Consider the following 23,095-nt stretch of genomic DNA (forward strand, 5'->3'; position numbering starts at 1 on the left):
GCCTGTTGGGCCTCGATGCGTTCGATCTCCGCGTCGATCCGTGCGAGGGCCAGTCGGGAATCAGCCGGATCGATGCTTGCCAGGATCTGCCCGGCGCGGACCCGTTGGCCCGCCCGGACATGGAGGTCAACGACGCGCCCAGAAACTTCGCTGCTGACCGCGATCACATGGGCGGCGATCCGTGCGTCACTGCTGTTCACCTTTCCAGCGCGCAGGGTCAACCAGCCGAATATCACCGCCAAGCCGATCAACAGCACGGCGATGATCACAACGAGCCTTCGTCGACCCGGTCTGGCCTTGCGGGCTTCGGAGGCGTGAGGGGGCAAGGCGTTGGCGCTCATAGGTCTTCCAGCCTTCTGTTGATATGCTCGATCACGCGCGAGGCCGTGGCCAGGTCCTCATCGGACAAGCCCTCGGTGATTTCACGCCGGACCTGCTGGGCGATTCTCAAAATTTCGGTCAACACGGGCGTGGCGGCCCCGGTCAGGTGGACCGCATTGACCCGCCGGTCGCCGGCGATCGCCTGGCGATGTATTAGGCCGCGGCGCTCCAGGTCGTCCAGCTGACGAACGAGCATCGGGGGTTCGATGCCGATCCGCGACGCCAGTTCCTTCTGGCTCAGCCCATCTCCGGCTTTCTCCAGCTCGAGCAGTGCGTGCCAGCGGGCCTGCGTCAGATCGGCATGCTTCAAGCGCTCGTCGAGGCGGTTGCTCATCGACGACCTGCAAGCGCGATGGCGCGGCCGAGAGTGAATTCAAAAGGCATCGTCCTGGCGAATAGCTTGCAAAATATTAGCATGCAAAGCATTGCTTCGATGCAATCCGGCTTGTCTGTCGGCGGCGACTGGGCCGCGAATGACCTCACATTCATGGTCTGGTTCGGCCTTTCCAGTGGCCGCGCGAGATTGCTGTCCGCACTTTGGGCAGCCCAGGGCGACCTTGTGGAAAGCCGGTCTCTTGGGCTTAGTCGGCACACTGTGTACGTCTATGTCTGCGATCTGCGGACGGCTTTGTATCCGGGGCGATCCACACAAGGTCGAAGTTCGGCTACGCCTTGACGATCAGCGGGCTGGCCGAGTGCGCGGCTGCGTTGGAAGCCATGTCCAGGGACGCGTTGGCGGCTGGCCGCGCCGCAAGACGAATTGCCGCCTGATCGCCTACTCAGGGCTGCTTTTTCCAGCCCTCACGGTCGTGGGGCTTCCGGTATCGACCGCAAGCTTCGAGCACGGCCACGACGACGACGGCGTTTGTGGACGCCACCTAGGCCAGGCGTTTGGCCACCAAAAGATTGGGTGGATTCGCCATAGGAACGTCTACGTGAGATGGATCGACGTGCATCCGTGTTGGAGGAAGATCGTTGCGAAGCTCCCTAGTTTTTGTTGTTTTGATTTCCAGTCTGGCGGCATGCCAGACGGCGCCCAAAGTCCAGTCTGGGTTCCTTTCGTCCTATGACGGATTGACGGAGCGTTCGGACACAATTCGCGCTTCCGTTCGCGAAAGGCGCGACGACGCGGCAGCCGAGGCCATTGATCAGCTGTTCATAGAGCCGAGCGTGCTTCAGCCCGGCGCCGCGGACGGCCTTTCCGACGCCGAGACGGCCTTGGTGTTGGCGGAGGCCGATCGTCAGATCTGCTATGAGCTCAGCGAGCGGTTCACTGTCCTGTCGGAGCAGGACTCTTCGGCCGCCCGGGTTCGGACGGCCGTCACCGGTGTGCGTCCAACTGGCCAGGCCGCTTCTGCGGCGTCAGCCGTGGCGGGGTTCTTCATTCCCGGTCCGATTGGAGTGCGCGCACCGGGTTCAACGGGGGGTCTGGCCGTGGAAAGTGAGTTGATCACGACGGATGGTCGGCAGGCGGCCGCCTTGGTCTGGGCGCGCAATGCGAACGTGATTGGTACGGATTCTCCATCACTCTCGCGGGTCGGAGATGCGCTTCAACTCGCCGAGCCCATGGGGGACGCGGTCGGCGATGCGTTTGCGCCGAGAGACCGGAAACCTCGCAAGATCGCCGATCCGGATCCGTGTCGCCGGTTTGGCGCACGCGTGCAGCCCGCCGGCTTTCTGGCAGGCATGGCCACGGGTCTGTACTTGCCTGAACTCAGCGGCGCGGGCGCAAGGCCAGGAGAGCTGACCGAGCCCCCAGAACATTCGCCTCTGACGGACCCTTGACTGGCCGGCGACCTCTCTGGTCGCCAGCCCGTGCTGGTTTCCGACAGAATGACTGGCGCGCGCCTCCCCGTCCTGACGTCACTCTCCATGGCGACTAGAACCGCACTGGCATGTTTGATGAACTGGATCTCCAGTGGCTTCCTGCCGCGTCCGGATCGCTTGCCACACGGGTCCCGTGGATTTTCTCGGCCAGGCGGTAGGTGTGGTCTATGACGATGGCCATGCTTCTCCCGCATGGTTTGATCGCCCTCCTCCGGAACACTGACGCCATCGTTTCAGGGGGGCGGTTCGGGACGCGCTTTCATCACAGCAACGTGATAATGAAATCGCCGCTGTGCGCCTCCAGCCTAATCAGGTCAGGACGTCTGGAAAGGTTCATTGGGGTTACGGAGTTCAGACCCGGCCCAAGCCAAAGCCGCCGCCAGGGCGTTCATGCCGCACCAGCGGTCATCCGCCATGAAGCGGGCCTCAAACTTATCATACGGCATCTCGGGGAGGAGGGACGATCGGCCCGTTGAAATTGTATTACAACATCGATCCAGTCCTCGGTCGTGTCCTCTCCAATGCGGCTGTCTTGCTGGGGGGACGGGTCGCAAATGCGGTCATGGGTCTGGCGGCCATCGCCCTGACGGCGCGCGCGCTCGGGCTGACGAGCTTCGGGGTGCTGATCCTAATCCACGCCTTCGCCCAGTTCCTTGGCGAGACGGTGAAATTCCAGTCTTGGCAGACGGTGCTCCATTATGGCGCACGCCCGCTGGCCGAGGGGCGACCGGCGGATTTCGGGAAGGTGCTGCGCTTCGCCCTGGCGCTGGACGCGATCGGGGCTGTCGTCGGGGTCGCTGTCGGGCTGATCGCCACCCTGGCGTTCGGGGATCGGCTGGGCCTGTCGCCCGAGCATCGCCCGGCGGCGGCCCTGTATGTCCTGTCGGTGGTCTTCATGGTGTCGGCGACGCCGATGGGATTGCTCAGATTGCTGGACCGGTTCGATGTCCTGGCCCGACAGACGGCGCTGGTCGCCCTGGTGCGGCTGATCGGGTGCGGGATCGGATTTGTGACCGCCGCGTCGATGCCGGCATTCCTGATCTTCTGGGCGGCAGGCGTGGTCGCCGGCTTCGTCTATATCGCCTGGGCCGCCTGGTCGGAGCTTAAGGCGCGCGGCCTGCTATCCGGCCCGACCTGGCGCGGCGGCCCTCTGACCGAAGGCATGCCGGGGGCCTGGCGGTTCGCCTGGTCGACCAACCTCAGCGCTACGGTCGACGTGGCCTTCACCCATGTGATCACCCTGGCCCTCGGGGCCCTGGTGGGACCGGCCCAGGCGGCGCTCTGGCGGATCGGACGTCAGGTCGCCGACGCCATCGCCAAGCCCGCCCGCCTGCTGACCGCCTCCCTCTATCCCGAACTGGCGCGTCTGCACGCCGGCGAGGGCGGACAGGCCGGGATGTGGCGATTGGCGCGAGCGATCGGCCTGCTGGCGGGAGCGCTGGGGGTCCTGCTGATGGGGCTGACGCTGGGCGGCGGCGAATGGCTGTTGCGGATCACCATGGGGCCGCAGTTCACCCAGGCCGCGACCCTGATGACCTGGCAGGTCGGAGCCGCCGTGATCGGTCTGGTCGCCCTGCCGTTCGAGCCGATGCTGGTGTCGCTTGGTCGGGCGGGCACGGCGCTTTGGGTCCGGCTGGTGGTCTGCTTCGCCTATCTGGCGTTGCTGGGACCGGTCGTGACGCATTACGGAGCCTTAGGGGCGGCGGTTACCTTGGTGATCGCCTCGGCCCTGATGGCTCTGGGTATGTTCATGTGCGTGTTCCATAATCGGAGGAATCACCCGCAGGACGGGGCAGACGACGATCAGAAGGCACAGGCTTGACCTCACCCACCCCGACCGCGCCGGACCGCCTGGTCCGCCATGCCGATTTCCGGACACTCACCCAGGCGCTGGATTTCGCGGCGATGGGTGAGACGGGCCTCACCCTGTATGGCGGGCGCGGGCAGTGGCTGCGCGCGATGACCTATGCCGAACTGCGGACCGAGGCCCTGGTCCTGGCAGGCCGTCTGCTGGCCGGCGGCCTGAACCCCGGCGACCGGGTGGGGCTGGCCGCAGAGACCGACGCCGACTTCATCCGCGCCTTCTTCGCCTGCCAGTATGCCGGTCTGGTGCCCGCCCCCCTGCCCCTGCCCGCGCCCCTGGGCGGACGCGAGGCCTATGTCGAACAGATCGCCCGGATGCTGGGCGCGGCCCAGGCCTCGGCCGTGTTCGGTCCGGCCGCCTATGCCGAGTGGCTGCGCGAGGCAGCGGATGAGGCGGGCGGCATCGCGATCGGGCCGTCGCTCGACGACCTGCCGGAGGCCGGGGATATGGCCCTGCCCGACATCGACCCCGACGACCTCTGCTATGTCCAGTTCTCGTCCGGCAGCACGCGGTTTCCGACCGGGGTCATGGTGACCCATCGATCCTTGATGGCCAATGCGGTGGCGATCACCCGAGACGGGCTCCAGGTCGTGTCCCGGGATCGTGCCGTGTCGTGGTTGCCCCTGTATCACGACATGGGGCTGATCGGCTTCCTGCTGGCCCCGCTGTGCTGCCAGATGTCGGTCGATCTTCTGCCCACCAGCGCCTTCGTGCGGCGTCCCTTGCTGTGGCTGGACCTGATGTCGCGGAACGGCGGCACCGTCTCCTACAGCCCGACCTTCGGCTATGAGCTGTGTGCCCGGCGGGCCGAGACCGCATCGAGCACATCTTTCGACCTGTCGTCCTGGCGGATCGCGGGGGTCGGCGGGGACATGGTGCGGGTCCGCCCTCTGACCGAGTTCGCCGAGCGGTTCGTCGGCTCAGGGTTCGAGCCGACAGCCTTCGTCGCCAGCTATGGCATGGCCGAGGCGACGCTGGCCGTCACCATGGCCCCGCTGGGGAGCGGCCTCAGGGTCGAGACGCTCAATTTGCTGGACATGGAAGGCGATGGCGACGTCACGCGTGCAGCGTGCGAGGAGCGATCGCGGGGTTTCGTCCGTTGCGGCCCGGCCCTGCCGGCGCACCGGATCGAGGTCCGCGATGCTGACGGTCGGCCGATGCCTGACGGCCAGGTCGGGCGCATCTTCATCCAGGGCCCCAGCCTGATGCAGGGCTATTTCGGCAATCCCGACGCGACCGCCGACGTCCTGTCAGACGACGGCTGGCTGGAGACCGGCGACCTGGGCCTGATCGTCCAGGGCGAGATCGTACCGACCGGGCGGGCCAAGGATCTGATCCTGATCAACGGCCGCAACCTGTGGCCGCAGGATCTGGAATGGAGCGTCGAGGCGGAGCTGGACAAGGTCCGCAGCGGCGACGTCTCGGCATTCCATGTCACCGACGGCGACGCGGAGCAGGTCGTGGTGCTGGTCCAGTCCCGTTCAGGCGATTCGGCGGCGCGCGAGGCCCTGACCATCGAAGTCGCGGCCCTTCTGCGCGCCCGGCACGGGATCGAGACGACCGTCCATCTGGTCGGGCCGCACGACCTGCCCAAGACGACCTCGGGCAAGCTGAGCCGGACCCGGGCACGGGCAATGTTCCTGGCCGGAACCTTCCACGAGGCTCGGGCCTGATGGTCGTGGCGCGGCGGGTCGCCATCACCGGCGCCACCGGCTTTCTGGGCCAGCATCTGCTCAAGGCCTTTGCCGACGCGGGTTGGACCGTACGTGTGCTGGCGCGGCGCGATCCGATCGCGACCTTCGGCAGTATGGCGAGGTTGGAGGTCACGCCGGGCGACATTGAGGACGAGGGTGCGTTGCGGGCCCTGTGTCACGGGGCCGATGTCGTGATCCATGCCGCCGGCTTGGTGAAGGCCCGGCGCGATGCGGATTTCCACCGCATCAACGCCGACGGAGCCGACCGGCTGGCCCAAGCCGCACAGGCCGTCGCACCGGCCGCCCATGTCATCTTGATCTCGTCTCTGGCTGCGCGCGAGCCGCAGCTGTCGCCCTATGCGGCCAGCAAGCGGGCGGCAGAGGTCATGATGGCGGCCCGGCTTGGAGACCGGCTGACCATCGTCCGGCCCACCGCCATCTACGGCCCCGGCGACCGCGAGACCTTCGCCCTGTTCGCCGCTGCGGCTCGTGGACAGCGCCTGCCGGTGCTGCATCCTGCGGCAAGGGTAACCTTTATCCATGTCTCGGACGTAGCCCGAAACATGCTCGCGCTTGCCGACGGCCGGCCTCGATCGACCCCCGTCACGATCTGCGACGATCGTCTGTCGGGTTACAGCTGGCGGGAACTGACCTCTGCGGCGGCACAGGCCGTCGGGCGCGAACCCCGGACTTTTCGCCTGCCCGAGATCGCTCTCCAAATCGCGGGCACCCTGTCCGGATTGTCGAGGATTTACGGGCGCGCTCCGGTGTTCACGGCCGGAAAGGCCCGCGAAATCCTGCACCGCGACTGGAGCGTTTCACCAGAAGAACGCGGGCCGGCACCTGCTGTCGTCTTCCCCCTTGTCCACGGATTCACCGACACCGTAGCTTGGGCGAGACGCGCGGGCTGGCTCTAATCGGACAAACGAGCATCAGACGTGTGACAGTTCTCTGGCAATTTGTCAGAGAGCCGATTAGGCAGTGGATGTTGGGGTTCCATGGGTAGGCGCGCGTGAGTCAGTCGGCAGTGACGGACCTGACGGTCCATCAGATTCAGCAGGCGGTCGAGCTGGTGCTCGGACGCGCAGTGACGATCGATCGTGACACCGACATCGCGCGCGATCTCGCCGTCGATTCCCTGGCCCTGATGAACATCGTCATGGAGCTGGAGGATGCGTTCGATGTCTCGATGCCGCTCGACCGACTGGCGACGGTCCAGACCATCGGCGACCTGGCCGACATCATATCCTCCCTGCGTCAGGAGGCCTGAAGAATGGCTCTGTTCGATCGATATCTGCCTCAGGTCGAGGCCTACCAGTCCATCCGCGCGTTCGGGGCCGACCCGTTCAGCATGCGGTTCGACGCCATCCTGTCCCCGACCGAGGCCGAATACGGCGGGCGACGCGTCATCCTGCTGGGCACGAACAACTATCTGGGGCTGACCTTCGATCCGGCCTGTATCGAGGCCTCCGTCGAGGCCACGCGAGCCTGGGGCACGGGCACCACCGGCTCGCGGATCGCCAACGGCAGTTTCGACGGGCACCTGGCCATGGAGACGGCGCTGGCCACCTTCTATGGTCGCCAGCATGCCATGGTCTTCACCACCGGGTACCAAGCCAATCTGGGCGTCCTGTCGTCCCTTGTCGGGCGCGGCGATCACCTGATCCTGGACGCCGACAGCCATGCCAGCATCTATGACGGGGCGCGGCTGGGCCATGCCGAGGTCATCCGTTTCCGCCACAACGACCCCGAGGATCTGGCCAAACGCCTGCGCCGCCTCGGCGATGCACCGGGCAACCGGATGATCGTGGTCGAGGGCATCTATTCGATGATGGGCGACGTCGCGCCCCTTCGCGAGATCGCCGCCATCAAGCGCGAGACCGGGGCCTATCTGATGGTCGACGAGGCCCATTCGCTGGGCGTTCTGGGGGCCACCGGACGCGGTCTGGCCGAGGCGGCGGGCGTCGAGGACGACGTCGACTTCATCGTCGGCACCTTCTCCAAGAGCCTGGGCGGGATCGGCGGATACCTGGTGTCGGATATCGCCGATTTCGACGTGCTGAGGGTCGTCAGCCGCCCCTATATGTTTACCGCCTCCCTGCCACCCGCCGTCGTCGCCGCGACGCTGACAGCGCTGGAGCGGATGCAGGCCGAGCCAGGCCTGCGCTCCAAACTGGCCGCCAATTCACAACGGCTGTTCGACGGCCTGAACGCCTTGGGCTTCACCACCGGGGCCACGGCCTCGCCGATCGTGGCGGTGGCCATGTCGGACACGGCCGAGGCCCTGGCCTTCTGGAACGGGCTGCTAGCTCAGGGCGTCTATCTGAACCTCGCCCTGCCGCCCGCGACGCCGGACAGCCGCCCGCTGCTGCGCTCCAGCGTCAGCGCCGCCCATAGTTTCGAGCAGATCGACGCCGTTCTGGACGCCTTCGCCACCGTCGGCCGGTCGATGAACCGGGTGGCTCCCGCCGCTCAGCGCGCGTCGCGCTGAGCCCGGCGTTTTCGCCGCCATAGCCTGTACAGCACCCCCGGCGAGGCCAGCACCGGATGGCGGATTCGCCAAGGAGTCAGCGGAACGACCAGTCCGGTGTGCCGCTCGATCTTCCACACGGCGTACTGCGTCGCGCCGGTGAAGGTGAAGGCCGCCTTGATCAGCCGGGCGATGTTCAGCGGCTTGCCGAGCCTACGCCGCCGCCGCCATTCGGTCAGGATGCGGTGACGCTCGGTCGGGCTCAGGGACGGGCTCAGACGCGCGCCGTCCTGCTGAAACGCGATCCCGCCCGCCGCCCAGGCCAGCGGCAGGATGGCGGCATAGCGATCCGGATCGAAGCCGACGATCTGGTTCTCGCGCCCGGCACGCTCGACCCGAAACTCGGCGCGATAGGTCTGGGCGAACAAGGCCCGCCACCATACCAGCGGTTCTCCGCTGCCGGGCCCCAGCACGGCGGCATAGCGGGCGGCGGTGACCGCCGCGTCGGCGACGGCGCGCGTCACCGCATCGCGGTCCGCTTCGCCCCTGGTCCAAACGAGGGCGCAGGGCTGAACGAACCGGGTCCAGATGGTGGTGTCCAGCCGCTGGCCCGCCGCCGCCTCGGCGAAGGTCGTCAGGGGCAGGACGGCGATCTTGGCCCTCAGCACCGTCTCGCTATGGGTACATTCGCGGAAATCCACCTCGGGCCACAGCTTGCGCTCACGCCAGCCGCGCAGGCCCGTCCGGTGCGGCCCGTCGGTCAGGATGTAGAAGTCCAGCACCCCGTCCAGATCACCCGTCCGCAGGATCGAGCCATAGAACAGCACCGCCGCCGTATCCTGTTCCGCCGCCAGAGCCTCGGCGAAGGCGTGCACGGCCTCCCGAACCGGCGTGGCCAGGTCGCGCGCGACCAGATCGATCAGGGGCACGGTCATGCGGTCACGAAGGTGAAAGCGGGCCCCTGACGCATCGTGACGTGCCCGCCCGGATAGACTTCGCCATCGAGCACGAAGGCCTCCAGACCGTGGAGCGAAACCGCCTGTGGGGTGTGCCGCCGATAGCCCGCCCGTTCGAGCCAGATCGGTTCACCCCCGGCCAGTATGGCAACCAGGGCCGGAATCAGCCGACGCGGCGGGGCATCGACGTCGAGCAGCTTCAGACCCGGACGCGGTCGTCCGAACGGCCGGAATTTCAGCGGGAACCGTTCCAGGGTGCTGGCCAGGATCAGGAACCGCTGGCGGGTCTCGCTCGCGCTGCCGTCAAGGGCCAGGGCCAGCCGCTCGCCCGCGCCGACCCCCTGCGCGCCGCCGAAGGCCGTGCTGAAGACGGCTCCGATCAGGGCCGCGCCCACCGCCAGGCTGTCAATGATCCCGATCCGGTGCGCGCCGGTCGCCATCCGCGTGGCCCCGACATAGGCCCCGGTGCCGAAGACGAAGCCCCGGAGCGCGGGCACGTTATCGCCATCGCCATCGCGGGTGACCTCCAGCATGGGCCGGGATGTTCGGTTGGCAAGCGATCGCGCCGCCGCCATCGCCGCCTCGACCGACCAACGCGCGGGGAGGCCCAGGTCGCGCGCCAGCACATTGGTCTTGCCGTGCGGGACGACGGCCAGCAGCGGCAACCGGCCCTCGAAGGCTGGCCAGGCCCGGGTCACGACGTCCCGCAGCGTTCCGTCACCGCCGTCGACGATCAGCAGATCGACCTTAGCCTCAGCCATGGCTTCAAGAGCTCTTGCCAGCGCCTCGGGCGTGTCGGGGGCGGCATGGATCACGTCCGGCGACACAGGCCCGGGCGACCGGGCGCGGTTCCTGTGGCTGCGCGGATTGTGGATCACCCCGACCCGCATCACCCCTCCAGCCAGGACACCAGCGGACGGCGGGCGCCCAGCCCCTGAACGATCTGGACCGCGTGGACGACCAGGCACAGCGCCGTCCAGACGCCGACGGCGATCAGGCCGATGTCGGGCCGACCGACCAGGGTCGCCGCGCTCAGCAGCAGCAGATTGGGGTTCCGCCGCGCCGTGATCAGCCGGAAGAAGCTGTCGAACCGCCGCCAGGCGTGCATATGCATGCCGAACAGCCGGATGAAGATTCCCTCCTCGATCCGCTGCGCGACATAGCCGCCGACGATGACGGCCAGCAGCAGTTCCGGATGCGGCAGGTCGAACCCTGACGCCTGTACTCCCACGAACCAGGCCCACCACCAGAACGGTGGATGGATCAGGTCGATTCCATGGTCGAACACATTGCCCCAGGGCGACGACCGCAGCGTGACCCGCGCCAGCTTGCCGTCGACCGTATCGAGAAAGGTCATGACCCAGGCCGCGACCAGCCCCCAGCCGAACTCGCCGACCCAAAAAAGATTCATCGCCGCCAGCACCAGGATCAGGCTGGCGAGGGTAACCTGGTTCGGGCTGATCCCGGTCAGGGCGCACCAGCGGGTCACGATACGCGCTGGAACCGGCCAGACGTATTTGGTCACCAGATCGGTGATTCCCTTGTACGATCCCTGGAACAGTCGGGCCTCGACAGCCCGGGCATTGCCGGCGTCCAGCCGCTCCAGCACCGGGGCCTCGCGTTTCCTCAGGGCGCTGTTGTAGGTCAGGTCTGCGGGGTCGAGCCGGGTCAGGTCGCGCAAGACAGCGGATGCGGCATTTCCAGCCAGCAGGGCCTCTGCGGCGACATGGGCGTCCGCCTCCCGCACATGGGCGGCGACGGGCGCACCTTCGGCGCCGATCATCACACTGTCGGGCCTTGAGATGACGGCCTTGATCAAGGCTTCGTCGAACACGTGGTCGGCCCGTGCCAGGACCACCGTGCCCGAACCCGCTGACTCGCCCTGCGAAACGCCTGCCCGCGCGAAGATGCGGCCCAGCCGTTCGGCCGAACTCATGCCCCAGATCCGCGCCGAGCCCTCACCCAGCACCCGCGCGCAACGCGTGGCATCCGTCATCTGCTATACGCCCCGTTGTCGGCCCGCTCGCGGGGCCCGAATCTTCATAAAACAACTGCGGCCCGCCGTGGCCAGAAACTGATACGATTGCCCCCTTTTCGTCTCGCCCACCTGTCGGATCCACACCTGCCGCCGCCTCCTATGCGGCTGGTCGAGCTGCGACTGAAGCGGCTGGTCAGCGGCCTGGCCTGGCGTCGCAAGGTTCATCATCACCGCCCCGAGGTCCTGGCCACCTTGATGGCCGACATCGCGGGGGCTGGACCGGACCACATCGCCGTCACCGGCGACCTGACCAATTTCTCGACCGAGGCAGAATACGACGCCGCGGCGAACTGGCTGACAGCGCTGGGGCCCGCCGCCGACGTCACCGTCTCGCCCGGCAATCACGATGCCCTGATCGGGTCAGCCGATCCCGCACGGTTCGCCCCTTGGCGGGCCTGGCTTGGCGATCAGGGCGACAGCTTTCCCTTCGTCCGGCACCGTGGCCCCGTGGCCATTCTGAACCTCTGTTCGGCCATCCCGACGCCGGTGCGTCTGGCGACGGGACGACTCGGGGCCACTCAGATCGCGCGGCTGGAGGCCGAGCTGACGGCGGCGCGGCAGGCCGGTCTGTGCCGCATCGTCCTGATCCATCATCCGGTGGTGGACGGCGTTGTCGCGGATCGCAAGGCCCTGACGGATAGGTCAGCACTTCAGGCCATGCTGGCGCGCACCGGGGCGGAACTGATCCTGCACGGCCATGCCCACCGATCGACCGTGTCGTCGGTCGCGGGACCGGACGGACCGATCCCGGCACTGGGCGTGCCGTCCGCTTCAATGTCGCCCGGTCAAGGCGAGGCGGCGCGCTGGCACGAGATCGCGATCACGCCCTGCGAGACGGGCTTCGATATCGACATCGCCGCACGCGGTATTCAGGCGGACGGCACCATGAACAGCCTGGGTGGCTACCAGTTGGCGACCCGCACCAGAGGCAAAAATCGGCTGACCTGACGGCGGCCGGCCAGAATGGCGTGACTGGCAGAACTAGGGAGACTAGCGATCGCGAAATGGTGCTATTATAAACAGGGCCGTGCACACTCAGGGATAGCGGGTCTGGATCCGGATCGTGTTGTCGCCCGGCGTCACCGCGAACCGCACCGAGCGGAACGACGGCAGCCCCAGCCGCGCCGGAGCGTCGTTGGAAAAACCGAACCCCTCGGTCGGGCGACCGATGGCGCTGCGGTCGAAATCGCTGTCGCCGTCGGCGTCGTGATAGATGACCACCGCATAGGTGCCCGCCTCCGGCAGGTTGAAACAGGCCCGCGTCGTCGGCGCCACCGCCCGCGTCCGCACCCGCAGCAGCTTGCCACCGGGAGCCAGGAACCGCCGCGCATTGTCGGGATAGATCGTCACTGCGATCTGGCCCTCGGCTGCCCGCACGCCGTTGACGATGACGTTCAGCCGCGTCCCGCCATCCGCCGCGCCCTCGCAGGTCTGGGCCTGGACGGACCCCGCCATGGCGATCAACGCCGCACCGGACACTAGGGCCGCGATCAGGAAAGGTCTGGCTTTCACGATTTGTCCCTGTTTCCTATAGGCCGCGCCGGTCCGGACCGGTTATCTTGGCCATCATGACGAATCCGACCGCAACCGCCTTTGGATATCCGCACACGCTTGTCGCGGAAACAACTCATTGGCTTGTTCTGGTCCGGCCGAAACAGCCCACATGGGGATCGCTGGCCCTGGTGTGCAAGGAGCCGGTCCAGGCCTTCGCCGACCTCAGCGCCGAGGCCTTCGTCGATCTGAAGGTCGCGACCACCGGCATCGAGGCCATGCTGGGTCGATTGGTGGCCTATGAGCGGATCAACTATCTGATGCTGATGATGGTCGACCGCGACGTCCATTTCCACGTCATCCCCCGGTACGACGGGACGCGCGAGGACGCCGGTCTGACGTTCGCCGACGCCGGATGGCCCGGCCCGCCCGCCGTGGGCCAGACGGTCGATCTGGACGCCGATCAGGCCGAGAACCTGGCCCGACGGCTTGGTGAAGCCTGGCCCCGGACGGAGGTGGCGGCGCAGTGATCCGGCTGCGCATCCTCGACCGCTATTCGCTCCGGCTGACGCTTTGGCCGATGGTCGGGGCGATCGTCGTGACGCTGGTGGCCCTGTTGCTGGAGCGGGTGCTGCGGCTGCTGGACGCCCTGTCACAGAGCGACGGACGGTTCGGTTTCGTGCTGGAGCTGACGGCCAATCTCGTTCCGCATTATCTGGGCCTGACCCTGCCTGCTGCCTTCTTCGTGGCCCTGTTCATCGTGGTGTCGCGGCTGAACGACGGGTCCGAGATCGACGCCATGCTGGCGAGCGGCCATTCCCTGACCCGGATCGCGGCTCCGTTTGTCGGGCTGGGCGTCGCCCTGATGGTCCTCAGCATCATCCTGTTCGGCTTCGTCCAGCCCTATAGCCGATATGCCTACCGCTCGGTCCTGCACAGCGCCCAAAGCGCGGGCTGGAGCGGGGCCGTGCCGGAACGGGCGGTGATATCCACTGACGACGGCCTGCTGATCACCGCCAACACTACCGATGCCTCAGGCCGGTCCTTGAAGGGCGTCTTCATCCGCCAGCTCAACCCGAACGGCGCCGAGCTGATCACTACCGCCGACCGAGCCGATGTCTCGATAAATCCTGAGAGCGGCACCGCCACCGTCACCCTGCACCAGGGTCGCCAGATCCGGATCGGTCGCGACGGCAGGCCCAAAGTCTTCGTCTTCAGCGGCTTCTTCGCCGACATCCCCCTGACAGGGGCCACGAAGCTGCTGCGGGATCGCGGCGGGGATGCGCGCGAGCTGACGCTGGTCGAGCTCGTGACCGGAGGAGGTCGGACCATTCCGCTGCAGGAACGGATGGCCGAGTTCTATGGCCGACTGGCGCGCGCCCTCGCTCTCCCGCTGCTGCCGCTGCTTGCGCTGCCGCTGGGTCTGGCGGCCAAGCGGGGCGGGCGGGCGCCCGGCGTCATCCTGGCCGGGGTCATCCTGATCGCGTTCCAGAACCTGCTCCAGCTCGGACAGGGGCTGGCGACCAGCGGGCGCGCCGACGCCATCGTCGCCGTGGGCCTGCCTTTCGCGGTGTTCGCCGGCCTGTGCGTCTGGATCTTCATGGGTAGCCGAAGGCGCCCCGGCGACACCCCGATCGCGCGCCTGACCCAGCGGCTGGGCGCGTTAGCGCGGCGTGTGATCCGGCTGATCCCGTCGCGGCGATCTGCCCGCGCATGATCCTGGCCCGGTTTATCCTCAAGGTCGTGGGGTTCCGCATTCTGGCGGCGCTTGCCGTGCTTTTCGCTGTACTTCAGGTGCTCGATCTGCTGGACGCGACCACCGACGTGCTGGAGCGCGGGCTGGGTGTCGGCGGCGTGATGAGATACGCCGCGCTGCGCGCGCCAAGCCTGCTGATCCAGGCCATGCCGATCGCGGTCCTGGCCGGCAGCTTGCTGGCCTTCACCCAGCTGGGTCGGGAGAACGCGATCATCGCCATGCGGGCCAGCGGCATCTCGACGTTTCGCCTCATCGGCCTGTCGCTACCCGCGGCCTTGATCGTCGTCGCGACCCATCTGGTGATCGGCCAGGCGATCGCCCCGCGCACCGATGCCGCGCAGGAACGCTGGTGGCGGGTCACCGAACCGCTGGCCGACCGGAAGGCGCCGGAGAGCCGCAGCTTCCGCGTCGGAGCCGACATCGTCACCGCAACCGCAGATCCCGACCTCGACACAAGCCTGAGCGACGTCCGCATTTATCGCAGGACGCCAGAGGGCTTGTTGCTGACCCGCACCACGGCGTCTACGGCCCGTTTCGACGACGGCGCCTGGACCCTGAGCGACGCAAGGACCGTGACGATCGCCCAAGGGGCGGAGGGCGTGCGCGATGCCGCGCGCCTGACCTGGCCGACCACCCTCCGTCCTGTCGACATCCAGACCGTGTTCGGCGACACCGCCACGACCACCTCGGCGGAGGCGCACAGGGCCTTGCGGGAGGGAGCAGCCCTGCGATCGCCCGCCTTCTACCAGATGACCTTGCAGCGGGCCTGGTCGGCGCCGTTCGCCTCGCTTGTCATGCTGCTGCTGGCGATCCCGGTGGGCCTGGTCAGCTATCGCGGCGCCCAGGCTCCCGTTGTGCTGGCGCTTTGCCTCGGGGCCGGGTTGCTGTTCCTGGTCGTCGACGGGCTGCTGGCGGCCGTTGGCGAGAGCGGGGTCTTGCCGGTGCTGCTGGCCGCCTGGGGCGGGCCGATCGTATTCGCCGCCGCCGCCATGATGGTCCTGTTGCGGGAGGAAGGCGCATGATGCCGTTGCAGATCGTCCCGGTCGTCACCCCGGCGGAGCTGGACCGGTTCATCGCGCTGTCCGACCGGATCAACGCGGGGGATCCGAACTATGTGCCGCCGCTGCGGATGGAGCGACGTGAGGCCCTGTCGCCCAAGAAGAACCCCTTCTTCGCGCATGCCGATGTCCAGCTGTGGCTGGCGATCCGCGACGGGCGCGACGTCGGCCGGATCAGCGCCCAGATCGACCATATGGCCCCGCCCAGCCCGGACGGTCCCCACGGCCATTTCGGCCTGATCTGCGCCGAGGACGACGCCGCCGTATTCGCCGCCCTGTTCGAGACCGCCGAGTCCTGGTTAAAGGCGCGGGGCTGTCGCCGGGCTCTTGGTCCGTTCAACCTGTCGATCAACGAGGAGGTCGGCCTGCTGATCGACGGCTTCGACACCCCACCGATGGTGATGATGGGCCACGACCCGGCCTATGCAGGGTCCCGGATCGAGGCCCTGGGCTATGCCAAGGCCAAGGACGTCTTCGCCTATACTTCGTCGTTCGAACACGACCTGCCCGAGCCGGTCACGCGGCGGGTGAAACGCGGGCCGCCGCCGGGCCTCGTGCTGCGCCCGCTCGACATGCACCGCTACGATGCCGAGGTCGATGCCCTGACCGACATCCTGAACGATGCCTGGTCCGACAATTGGGGTTTCACGCCCGTCACGGAGGCAGAGACCCGTCAGCTGGCCATTGCGCTGAAGCCGGTGATCGATCCGCGCCTGACCTGGTTCGCCGAGATCGACGGCGACGTGGCCGGTTTCGTGGTCTTCCTTCCCAACGTCAATGCGGCGATCGCGGATCTGAAGGGGCGGTTGCTGCCGTTCGGTTGGGCCCGACTGCTGTGGCGGCTGAAGGTGCGGCGCGTCAAATCGATCCGCGTTCCCCTTATGGGGGTCAAGCGTCGCCATGCCAGGACACAGAAGGGGATCATGGCGCCGTTTCATCTGGTGCATATCGCCCGTAGCCAAGCCCGCGCACTGGGCTATCGGCACTGCGAGATGTCGTGGATCCTGGAGGACAACACGGCCATGCGAGGCATCCTCGACGCGCTCGGGGCCCGCATCTACAAAACTTACCGCATCTACCACAAGCCCCTGGCATGAGCGGTTTTACGGCCTTGATCCTAGCGGGATCGCGCGGCGGCCCGGAGACCGTGGCCAACCACGCCGGCGTGGCGCACAAGGCCCTGATCCCAATCGACGGGACGCCGATGATCCTGCGCGTGGTCGCCGCCCTGGGCGAGGCTGGAGCCAGCCGAATCGCCGTCTCGACCAATGATGCCGAGGTGATGGCGTTGTTGGCGGGGTATGAGGTCGAATGCATGCCTCCACGGGCCCAGCCCAGCCTCAGCGTCCTGTCGGCCTTCGAGACCCTTGGGGCGCCGCTTCTGGTCACCACGGCGGACCACGCCCTGCTGCGTCCAGAATGGATCACCCAGTTCATCGCCGACATGCCGCCCGGGTCTGACCTGTCCATGCTGCTGGCCGAACGGCGGGTGGTGGAAGCGGATGCGCCACGGACGAGGCGGACCTGGTACCGATTCGCGCGACAGGCCTGGTCAGGCTGCAACCTGTTCTATCTGGCCACGCCCCGGGCCGCCGACGCGCTGGCGTTGTGGCGGACGGTCGAGGTCCATCGCAAGCAGCCGTGGCGCGTGGCGCGCCTGATCGGCCTGACGACCCTGGCGCGTTATCTCCTCGGGCGGCTGACGATCCAGGACGCCGTCGACCGTCTGGGAAACTCCATCGGGGTCCGGACTGCTGTCGTGGCCAGCCCCTTCGGCCTCGCTGCCGTGGATGTGGACAAGGCCGAAGACCTCGAACTGGTCCGTCGGATCGTCGAGGATCAGCGCGCCAGCCAGCCCTGAACCAGGGCCTCGTTGGTCGCCACATCGGCCAGGAAATCCATCTCCCCCCAGCCCAACCCCTCGATCGAACAGACGCTGACGCCCCCGCCTTCGCGAGCCAGTTCGTGGATGATGCTCAGATACCAGCGGCGCAGGTTTTCCGGATCGCGCAGCGCCGCCTCCATCGCCGACCGGAAACGGGCAGCGCCCCGGTCCGAGAACCGCAGGAAGCCGATCGATTCGGCGTCATAGGTCCGGATCGTCTTGCCGATGGCGACCAGATCGCCGCCGCGCGTCTCGACCTTCATGTCGTCGGCGTCATAGGTCGGCTTGCGGTCGACGGTCACGACGATGTCGGTCTCCGGGGCCGAGATCAGTCTGTCTGCAATAGCTGGCTCGAACAGGGTGTCGCCGTTCAGCAGCAGAACGCCCTCCTCGAACCGATCGCGTACGATCCAGCAGGAGGCGAGATTGTCGGCCACGCCGTAGAAGGGGTTGTAGACGGTCGAGACTGCCATATCCCCCAGTTTCAGTCTGCCGATCTCGTCCTCGACCAGCGAAGCCCCGAAGCCGGTGACCACGATAGCCTCTTCCACGCCCGCCGTCTGAAGATGCGACAGCTGCCAGGCCAGCAGGCTGCGCCCGCCCAGTTCGACCAGGCATTTCGGCCTTGCCTCTGTTAGGGGCAACAGCCTCTTGCCCTGGCCCGCGCTCAGGATGATGGCCCGTTTTGTCGTCACCCGGATTGTCCCTGCATGAAGTCCATGATCGCTCGCGCCGCCCGCTCGGAGGCCGGTTCGAGGCTGGTCGAGAAGGTCTCGGCGAAGCCTGCAGTCTGGGCGGCCAAGAAATCCCCGTGGTTCCCCCGTGCCGCATCGATGGCGCCGACGAGATCGATCGTGGTCTCCCGAACCGGCCCGAATCGCCAATGGCCATAGTTCTCGTCGCCCTGCCAGTCGACACCCCCCGCATTCAGGAAGACACAGGGTTTGGGCCTGCGCAGGAACTCGTAGACTTGGCTGCTGACGTCGCCAAGATAGACGTCGGCCAATGTGGTCCAGGTCATGTCGATCGACCGGTCGCTGCCGCGATCAATGTGGATGTGAGGCCGGCCCTCATAGCCGTCCAGCAGCCCCGCCCAGCGCGCCCTCGCGGCCCTGCCGTCCAGCAGTCGGACGTGAGGCGCCACGACCAGGTTGTAGCGATCCTGATCGGCGAAGGCGCTGAGCACATCCGCGCCGAACCGTTCCCACGAGCCAAGACTGGAGAAATGAGGATTGTAGAGCACCACGGGCCTGTCATCAGCGAACGGTCGAAAGCTCGGATCTCGGATAGCATCGGCCGCCTCGAACTTGGGGTAGCCGATGACGGCGTGATGACCCTCACGGATCAGGCCCTCGCGCTGCATCCGCGCCCGGTGCTTCTCGCCCGCCATCAGGACGAAGTCGAAATCCGCGATCCGCCGATCAAATCCGGCCGCCCGGTCCCCCGCCCCATGGTCCAGGTGAATGAAGCGAGGCCGGGTAACCCCCAGCCGCTTCAACAAGATAGACGTCCGCTCCGGCACGGCGATGGCGTCCGATTGGTTCAACCAGCCCGCTGCTGTCACCATCGTCAGGAGTTTTGGCGGGTTCCTGCGGCCCGAGACGGTCTGGCCGATAGAAAGAAAAGACGAACTTATTTTGTGATACTCAATCGCTGCGGGGCCCAGTCGAGCGGACGCTATCCGAGCGTATTCGAGCTGCCTCGCGTCCGCCGACGCAACAACGACACGCGCTCCGGGTTTCGCAGCCAAGCGCACTGCTGTCGGCAACCCATGCAGCAGTTGATGGTTCTGGGCATTGAATAGAAAAATAATCCGCACGTCGAGAATGTAGCCGCTCTTAAGTTTGACTAATCGGATTCACAACCGCCAAACAAAACAAGCGCCGTGCCGATCATCTGCATCCAACATGATTTCAATAAAGTTCCTTATAGATATCGATAATGCAACGGTTTTGTCCAGCATCGCGTCCGCCAGCATCCGCTTAAGCTTTGCCGCTGGCCCTCCGACACGTCCGTACCGCCGAACTTGGCCTTCCACTGAAGAAGGTCGCCGAGCTGACGCCGTGACGCCGGCAGGCCGCAGCCGTCGTTGGCCGTGGCCTCAGAGGCGTTCGGCGGCGTCTCGAGGCGGGACTGAGTTCCCCTGCAGGCTTGCGCACGCCCTTCAACGTCAGCCAGACCGTGGAGGCTGTCACCGTAGAATTCGACGTCCCGGGCCATGGCAAAGAAGGCCTGATCCTCGAAGTGGGACCGCAGCGTTTGCGACTGCAGGCTCTCAGCCGTCAACGCCGCTCCGGTGACATCGCAGCTCCCTTTGACTGCAGCGTCGATCTGCCGGACGCCGTCGATGCTGATCAGGTGAAGGCGACACTTGAGAATGGCGTGCTGGTGGTGGAAATGACCAAGGTCGCGTGGACGCGCGGCGACGCCAAGCGCGTCCCGGTGCGCGAAGCGTCAGTCCCGGTACAGACGGCGCAAGAAGGCGATCAGGCCGGCGCCCCCAAGGAGTAGAATTGCAACGCGCACGAGCGCGGCGAGTTGGTCGTCTTGCGCGACCGTGACTAAGGCGACTGCGACAAGCAGGGCGGCGACAACGATCCCAAGGGCGATGGTGTCGCCGGCGCGTCTCATGGCGCGCGGCAAGTCGGTGAAGTCGGAGCTCGACACTTGCACGACAAGGCCGTCGCGGCTGACCCGCCCAATTACACGCCGGAGCGCTTCGGGCGCCATCGCGAGGATCTGGTCCAGTTCCTTAAATGTGCGGAACGCGCGGGCGGCCAGCGCCTTAGGTTTGAACCGGGCGGCGAACGCCCTGACGACCACGGGGGCGATCGCGGCGATGACATCCAGGTCAGGATCGAGTGTCCTTGCAAGGCCTTCGGCGGTGCCAAGGGCGCGGAGCAAGAGCAGGAGGTCCGGCGGCAGGGTCAACGCGTTTTCGCGGGCGATCGTGATGAATTCGGAGATCGCCTCGGCGAGCCGGATCGGCCGCCCTGAGTCAGCGGCATAACGCAGGAAGAACCGGTCGACAGCTTGTTCAAGGCCCGGCGGCGGGGAGCCGGAGCGGCCAGACCAGTCCATCAGCACATCGGACACCGCCCGGACATCGGCGTCCACCAGTGAGCCGAGAACGACGAGGACTTGCTCTCGCCGCTTCGCCGAGAGCCGTCCGACCGATCCGAAATCCAGCAGAGCAAGTCTGCCATCCGCGGTAACCAGAACATTCCCTGGATGCGGATCTCCGTGGAAAACCCCGTCCAGCAGGATCATGCTCAGCAGCCCCCTCGCCGCTTCCGGCGCCAGAGCGCGCGCCAAGGCAGGCTCGTCCCTGCGAAAGGCGCCGTTCGGGCTGCGACCACGGGCGCGCGTGCTGACCATGGTCCTTTCCGTCGTGAATCGATCATGAACGAAAGGCACTTGGAACGCGGTTCCCCGCCGTCGTATCTCCGTCTGATTGCGAGCCTCGATCCGCAAATCGATCTCCTCCAGAAGGGCTTCGCCGAGTTCCGTCACGACGCGCACGGGCTTGTGGCGGCGCAGCGCGGGTGCCCGGCGCTCGACCACACGTGCGGCCGCCGCGAGCAGACGGAGATCGGCGCGCATGATCGTTTCGATCCCTGGCCTGCGGACCTTCACGACGACCTCTTCACCCGACCGTAGCCGCGCGGCATAAACCTGCGCGATGGAGGCCGCAGCAATCGGGGTTGATGAGAACTCAGCGAAGATCTCGTCCGGTGGCCCGCCCAGATCGACCGCCAGCTGATCGCGAATGGACTCGAAGGGTACCGGCGAGACGTCATCATGAAGCCGCCCGAGCCGATTCGTCAGTTCCGGTGGAAGCAGATCCGACCGCGTGGCCATGATCTGGCCAAGCTTGACGAACGTTGGGCCGAGCTCCTCAAGGGCCGCGACTAAGCCTTCGTACGCCGCGCCCGCCGCGCCCGCGGCGCCCGCGGCCACCTCGTCCAGCGCCGCGCCGCGGACTAGCCCCAACCGCACCAAAACAGGTCGAGCGCCGGTCCGCGCCAGGGTGCGGAGCACGGTCGCAAGACGGCGATAGTCGCTGGGCGAGAGGGTCAGGGGCACCATGGGATGTGGATGCTCGGATCGATCATGTGACGCAAGGGCTGCCGGTTTGAACCGCGCTCGACCGCTCACGCGTTGCAGGGGTGAAAGAATGCGAGAGGTCGGAATATAGAGCCGTCCTTGAGTGAAGTCACATCGTCTGCTGAGGGGGCACTGACACAGTTTGAATTTAGCCGTTGAGGGGTGTGCCACCCCGAGACACGACCTCCAGACCAACGCTGGAGATGTCCCAATGCGGCACAGAACTGATTTCGTCTCGATCCCCTTCGCCAACCTGGCTGTCCGCCGCCGCTGTGTGGACGGCTCCGTCCAGTTCGTCGGCGCCATCGATGGCCGCGACTGTGTTCACTCTCCCACTTTCGAAGGTGCGGTCCAGTCTTTGCTGCGTCGTGCCTGTCATGCCGCTGTCCATTAGGTCAATGTTATAGTAAAGACTACAGCGGAAGGAACGTTTTTCGGCTTAGGTCCGAGTCCATCTGTTCGGATATAGTGTAACGGACGCTTTCAATAATTAGGCTGGACTCCACGTTAACGATGTGAGAACGCTGCACGCGAAATGCGGACTCATGACGGCGTTTTTGGACTCGATCTGCGCAAGACGAGTCTATCGAGTGGTTGGATTTGGTCGCTCGGCACTATTTTGGTAAGAGTCGCCTTAGGCGCAGGAGGCAGTTGATGAACAAGGCAGAACGCGCCGCTCTCCTTCAGGAACTGAAACGCACCACCGGCCAGATCAACCCGGACGGCAGCCCGTTCATCGACGACGGGGAAATCACCGATCCGAAGGTGTTGTCCCGGTTCTCCCAACCCTCTCGCGAGAAGATCAAGGCGCTCGCCGAGCGTATGGCGCGCAAGCCGCCGACTGACCGGGTCAAGAACTAACCCGGCCTGACAGCGAGGCGCGCGTCACATGACGTATCTCCCGCTGGGCCACGGTCTTCGCCAGCACTTCCTCGGCCCGCAGGTCAAGCCGGGCGGACCGGAACCGTTCGTTGGGACCCATCGCTGCACGGAGGAGAAGTAGCCGCCGTGATCAGGATCAAACGCCCGGATGGGCGCCGGACCGCCGGACCGCCGGACCATTCCGGAGGATCAAGACGGCAGCTTGATTCCCTGGCGACTCAATCCGGCCCCGGGGCGGCGTTCGCGATGGCAATGTCCAGGCCCTGAGAGATCGTGCCAAAGCAAGGGCGCGGTTTCGTCGAACGTCGTTCTTTAAAAACGCGAGGGCGGGTGGCCGCTCCGGTCGATGCTCGCGAGACGGCAGATCAATCGGGACGGCTACGGCCTGAGATCAGTCCGGACCGGCCCGAGGCGCTAAGGGCCAGACGCCACGGCGCCTTGCTCAAGGATTGCGGGCACGCTAATAACCGACTGATCAGTTATTAGGACGACCCTCGATGTTGCCTCCTGGTGAACCCAAATGGCGCCGCCGCGCGGCTGACCGGCCCAAAGAGATCATCGCAGCCGCGCTTGAGGTCTTTTCCGAGCACGGCTTCACCCGAGCCCGGCTGGACGACATCGCCAGGGCGGCCGGGGTCTCGAAAGGCGCGCTATACCTGTATTTCGAAACGAAACAGGATCTGTTC

At 66.4% G+C, this 23,095-nt stretch carries 23 protein-coding genes and 1 pseudogene; 15 read left to right on the top strand and 9 right to left on the bottom strand.

Features of this window, described 5'->3' with window-relative positions; genetic code table 11:
- Both ACO2Q1_RS16645 and ACO2Q1_RS16650 read right to left on the bottom strand, forming a co-directional pair.
- Positions 1-341, bottom strand: a 341-nt coding sequence (locus ACO2Q1_RS16645; protein ID WP_423330606.1) for a biotin/lipoyl-binding protein, incomplete at its 3' end; no start/stop codon positions are given.
- Entirely contained in the window at positions 338-715 is a 378-nt protein-coding gene (locus ACO2Q1_RS16650) for a MarR family transcriptional regulator (RefSeq protein ID WP_287900340.1), read from the bottom strand. The genes ACO2Q1_RS16650 and ACO2Q1_RS16645, both read right to left, overlap by 4 nt.
- Positions 716-1,356: 641 nt before the next feature.
- On the opposite strand from ACO2Q1_RS16650, the gene ACO2Q1_RS16655 reads away from it, so the two are divergent.
- From ACO2Q1_RS16655 to spt, 6 genes are all read left to right on the top strand, one after another.
- Entirely contained in the window at positions 1,357-2,166 is an 810-nt protein-coding gene (locus ACO2Q1_RS16655; RefSeq protein WP_292133349.1) for a DUF3313 domain-containing protein, read from the top strand.
- A 514-nt stretch (positions 2,167-2,680) separates the two neighbouring features.
- The gene (locus ACO2Q1_RS16660; RefSeq protein WP_423330607.1) at positions 2,681-4,030 is read left to right on the top strand and encodes a lipopolysaccharide biosynthesis protein; all 1,350 of its coding nucleotides are present in this window, start codon (positions 2,681-2,683) and stop codon (positions 4,028-4,030) included.
- Positions 4,027-5,745 carry a fatty acyl-AMP ligase gene (locus tag ACO2Q1_RS16665; protein ID WP_287902907.1) on the top strand — a complete coding sequence of 573 codons (1,719 nt, stop codon included), beginning with the start codon at positions 4,027-4,029 and terminating at the stop codon, positions 5,743-5,745. The genes ACO2Q1_RS16660 and ACO2Q1_RS16665 overlap by 4 nt, the downstream gene beginning before the upstream one ends.
- Entirely contained in the window at positions 5,745-6,683 is a 939-nt protein-coding gene (locus tag ACO2Q1_RS16670) for an NAD-dependent epimerase/dehydratase family protein (RefSeq protein WP_287902909.1), read from the top strand. Before ACO2Q1_RS16665 ends, ACO2Q1_RS16670 begins: the two co-directional genes overlap by 1 nt.
- Positions 6,684-6,778: 95 nt before the next feature.
- Positions 6,779-7,036, top strand: coding sequence for an acyl carrier protein (locus ACO2Q1_RS16675; protein ID WP_287902912.1), 258 nt, complete (start codon positions 6,779-6,781; stop codon positions 7,034-7,036).
- 3 nt (positions 7,037-7,039) lie between these two features.
- Positions 7,040-8,257 carry a serine palmitoyltransferase gene (spt, locus tag ACO2Q1_RS16680; protein WP_287902915.1) on the top strand — a complete coding sequence of 406 codons (1,218 nt, stop codon included), beginning with the start codon at positions 7,040-7,042 and terminating at the stop codon, positions 8,255-8,257.
- Here spt and ACO2Q1_RS16685 read toward each other — a convergent pair.
- The 3 genes from ACO2Q1_RS16685 to ACO2Q1_RS16695 all read right to left on the bottom strand — a co-directional run bounded on the left by ACO2Q1_RS16685 (position 8,239) and on the right by ACO2Q1_RS16695 (position 11,188).
- Complete coding sequence (locus tag ACO2Q1_RS16685) at positions 8,239-9,171, bottom strand: hypothetical protein (RefSeq protein WP_287012038.1); 933 nt, start codon at positions 9,169-9,171, stop codon at positions 8,239-8,241. The genes spt and ACO2Q1_RS16685 overlap by 19 nt on opposite strands.
- Entirely contained in the window at positions 9,168-10,007 is an 840-nt protein-coding gene (locus tag ACO2Q1_RS16690) for a diacylglycerol kinase family protein (protein WP_423330608.1), read from the bottom strand. Before ACO2Q1_RS16690 ends, ACO2Q1_RS16685 begins: the two co-directional genes overlap by 4 nt.
- A gap of 74 nt (positions 10,008-10,081) precedes the next feature.
- A complete protein-coding gene (locus ACO2Q1_RS16695) occupies positions 10,082-11,188 on the bottom strand; it encodes a CDP-alcohol phosphatidyltransferase family protein (RefSeq protein WP_287902921.1) in 1,107 nt (368 codons plus the stop codon).
- 87 nt (positions 11,189-11,275) lie between these two features.
- Here ACO2Q1_RS16695 and ACO2Q1_RS16700 point away from each other — a divergent pair, with 87 nt between their 5' ends.
- Positions 11,276-12,178, top strand: coding sequence for a metallophosphoesterase family protein (locus ACO2Q1_RS16700; protein WP_288757436.1), 903 nt, complete (start codon positions 11,276-11,278; stop codon positions 12,176-12,178).
- An 87-nt stretch (positions 12,179-12,265) separates the two neighbouring features.
- Here ACO2Q1_RS16700 and ACO2Q1_RS16705 read toward each other — a convergent pair whose 3' ends face one another.
- Positions 12,266-12,742 carry a DUF2141 domain-containing protein gene (locus tag ACO2Q1_RS16705; RefSeq protein WP_287902927.1) on the bottom strand — a complete coding sequence of 159 codons (477 nt, stop codon included), beginning with the start codon at positions 12,740-12,742 and terminating at the stop codon, positions 12,266-12,268.
- A gap of 56 nt (positions 12,743-12,798) precedes the next feature.
- Between ACO2Q1_RS16705 and ACO2Q1_RS16710 the strand changes: the two genes are divergently transcribed.
- From ACO2Q1_RS16710 to ACO2Q1_RS16730, 5 genes are read left to right on the top strand one after another with little or no spacing between them, the layout of a single operon-like run.
- On the top strand, positions 12,799-13,251 hold the full coding sequence (locus ACO2Q1_RS16710) for an HIT family protein (RefSeq protein WP_287902952.1): 453 nt from the start codon (positions 12,799-12,801) through the stop codon (positions 13,249-13,251).
- Positions 13,248-14,438 carry an LptF/LptG family permease gene (locus ACO2Q1_RS16715; RefSeq protein ID WP_287902930.1) on the top strand — a complete coding sequence of 397 codons (1,191 nt, stop codon included), beginning with the start codon at positions 13,248-13,250 and terminating at the stop codon, positions 14,436-14,438. Before ACO2Q1_RS16710 ends, ACO2Q1_RS16715 begins: the two co-directional genes overlap by 4 nt.
- Positions 14,435-15,499 (top strand): LptF/LptG family permease, encoded by a 1,065-nt coding sequence (locus ACO2Q1_RS16720; RefSeq protein WP_287902933.1) that lies wholly within the window; start codon positions 14,435-14,437, stop codon positions 15,497-15,499. The genes ACO2Q1_RS16715 and ACO2Q1_RS16720 overlap by 4 nt, the downstream gene beginning before the upstream one ends.
- Positions 15,499-16,632, top strand: a complete 1,134-nt coding sequence (locus ACO2Q1_RS16725; RefSeq protein ID WP_423330609.1) for a dATP pyrophosphohydrolase — start codon at positions 15,499-15,501, stop codon at positions 16,630-16,632. Before ACO2Q1_RS16720 ends, ACO2Q1_RS16725 begins: the two co-directional genes overlap by 1 nt.
- The gene (locus ACO2Q1_RS16730; RefSeq protein ID WP_287902938.1) at positions 16,629-17,396 is read left to right on the top strand and encodes a nucleotidyltransferase family protein; all 768 of its coding nucleotides are present in this window, start codon (positions 16,629-16,631) and stop codon (positions 17,394-17,396) included. The genes ACO2Q1_RS16725 and ACO2Q1_RS16730 overlap by 4 nt, the downstream gene beginning before the upstream one ends.
- Here the strand turns inward: ACO2Q1_RS16730 and ACO2Q1_RS16735 are convergent.
- Both ACO2Q1_RS16735 and ACO2Q1_RS16740 read right to left on the bottom strand, forming a co-directional pair.
- A complete protein-coding gene (locus ACO2Q1_RS16735) occupies positions 17,375-18,115 on the bottom strand; it encodes a phosphocholine cytidylyltransferase family protein (RefSeq protein WP_287902941.1) in 741 nt (246 codons plus the stop codon). The two genes, ACO2Q1_RS16730 and ACO2Q1_RS16735, sit on opposite strands and share 22 nt — an antisense overlap.
- The gene (locus ACO2Q1_RS16740) at positions 18,112-18,987 is read right to left on the bottom strand and encodes a glycerophosphotransferase (protein WP_292133354.1); all 876 of its coding nucleotides are present in this window, start codon (positions 18,985-18,987) and stop codon (positions 18,112-18,114) included. Before ACO2Q1_RS16740 ends, ACO2Q1_RS16735 begins: the two co-directional genes overlap by 4 nt.
- A gap of 584 nt (positions 18,988-19,571) precedes the next feature.
- Between ACO2Q1_RS16740 and ACO2Q1_RS16745 the strand changes: the two genes are divergently transcribed.
- Complete coding sequence (locus ACO2Q1_RS16745) at positions 19,572-19,931, top strand: Hsp20/alpha crystallin family protein (RefSeq protein ID WP_287902946.1); 360 nt, start codon at positions 19,572-19,574, stop codon at positions 19,929-19,931.
- On the opposite strand, the gene ACO2Q1_RS16750 is transcribed toward ACO2Q1_RS16745, so the two are convergent.
- Positions 19,875-21,509, bottom strand: a complete 1,635-nt coding sequence (locus ACO2Q1_RS16750) for an ABC1 kinase family protein (RefSeq protein ID WP_292133358.1) — start codon at positions 21,507-21,509, stop codon at positions 19,875-19,877. The two genes, ACO2Q1_RS16745 and ACO2Q1_RS16750, sit on opposite strands and share 57 nt — an antisense overlap.
- Positions 21,510-22,181: 672 nt before the next feature.
- On the opposite strand from ACO2Q1_RS16750, the gene ACO2Q1_RS16755 reads away from it, so the two are divergent.
- Complete coding sequence (locus tag ACO2Q1_RS16755) at positions 22,182-22,388, top strand: hypothetical protein (RefSeq protein ID WP_092307178.1); 207 nt, start codon at positions 22,182-22,184, stop codon at positions 22,386-22,388.
- A gap of 518 nt (positions 22,389-22,906) precedes the next feature.
- Positions 22,907-23,092: pseudogene (locus tag ACO2Q1_RS16760) on the top strand (TetR/AcrR family transcriptional regulator); the annotation flags it as partial.
- Positions 23,093-23,095 lie beyond the last annotated feature (3 nt).

Source organism: Brevundimonas sp. VNH65 (genome assembly GCF_049445955.1).
Lineage (GTDB): Bacteria > Pseudomonadota > Alphaproteobacteria > Caulobacterales > Caulobacteraceae > Brevundimonas.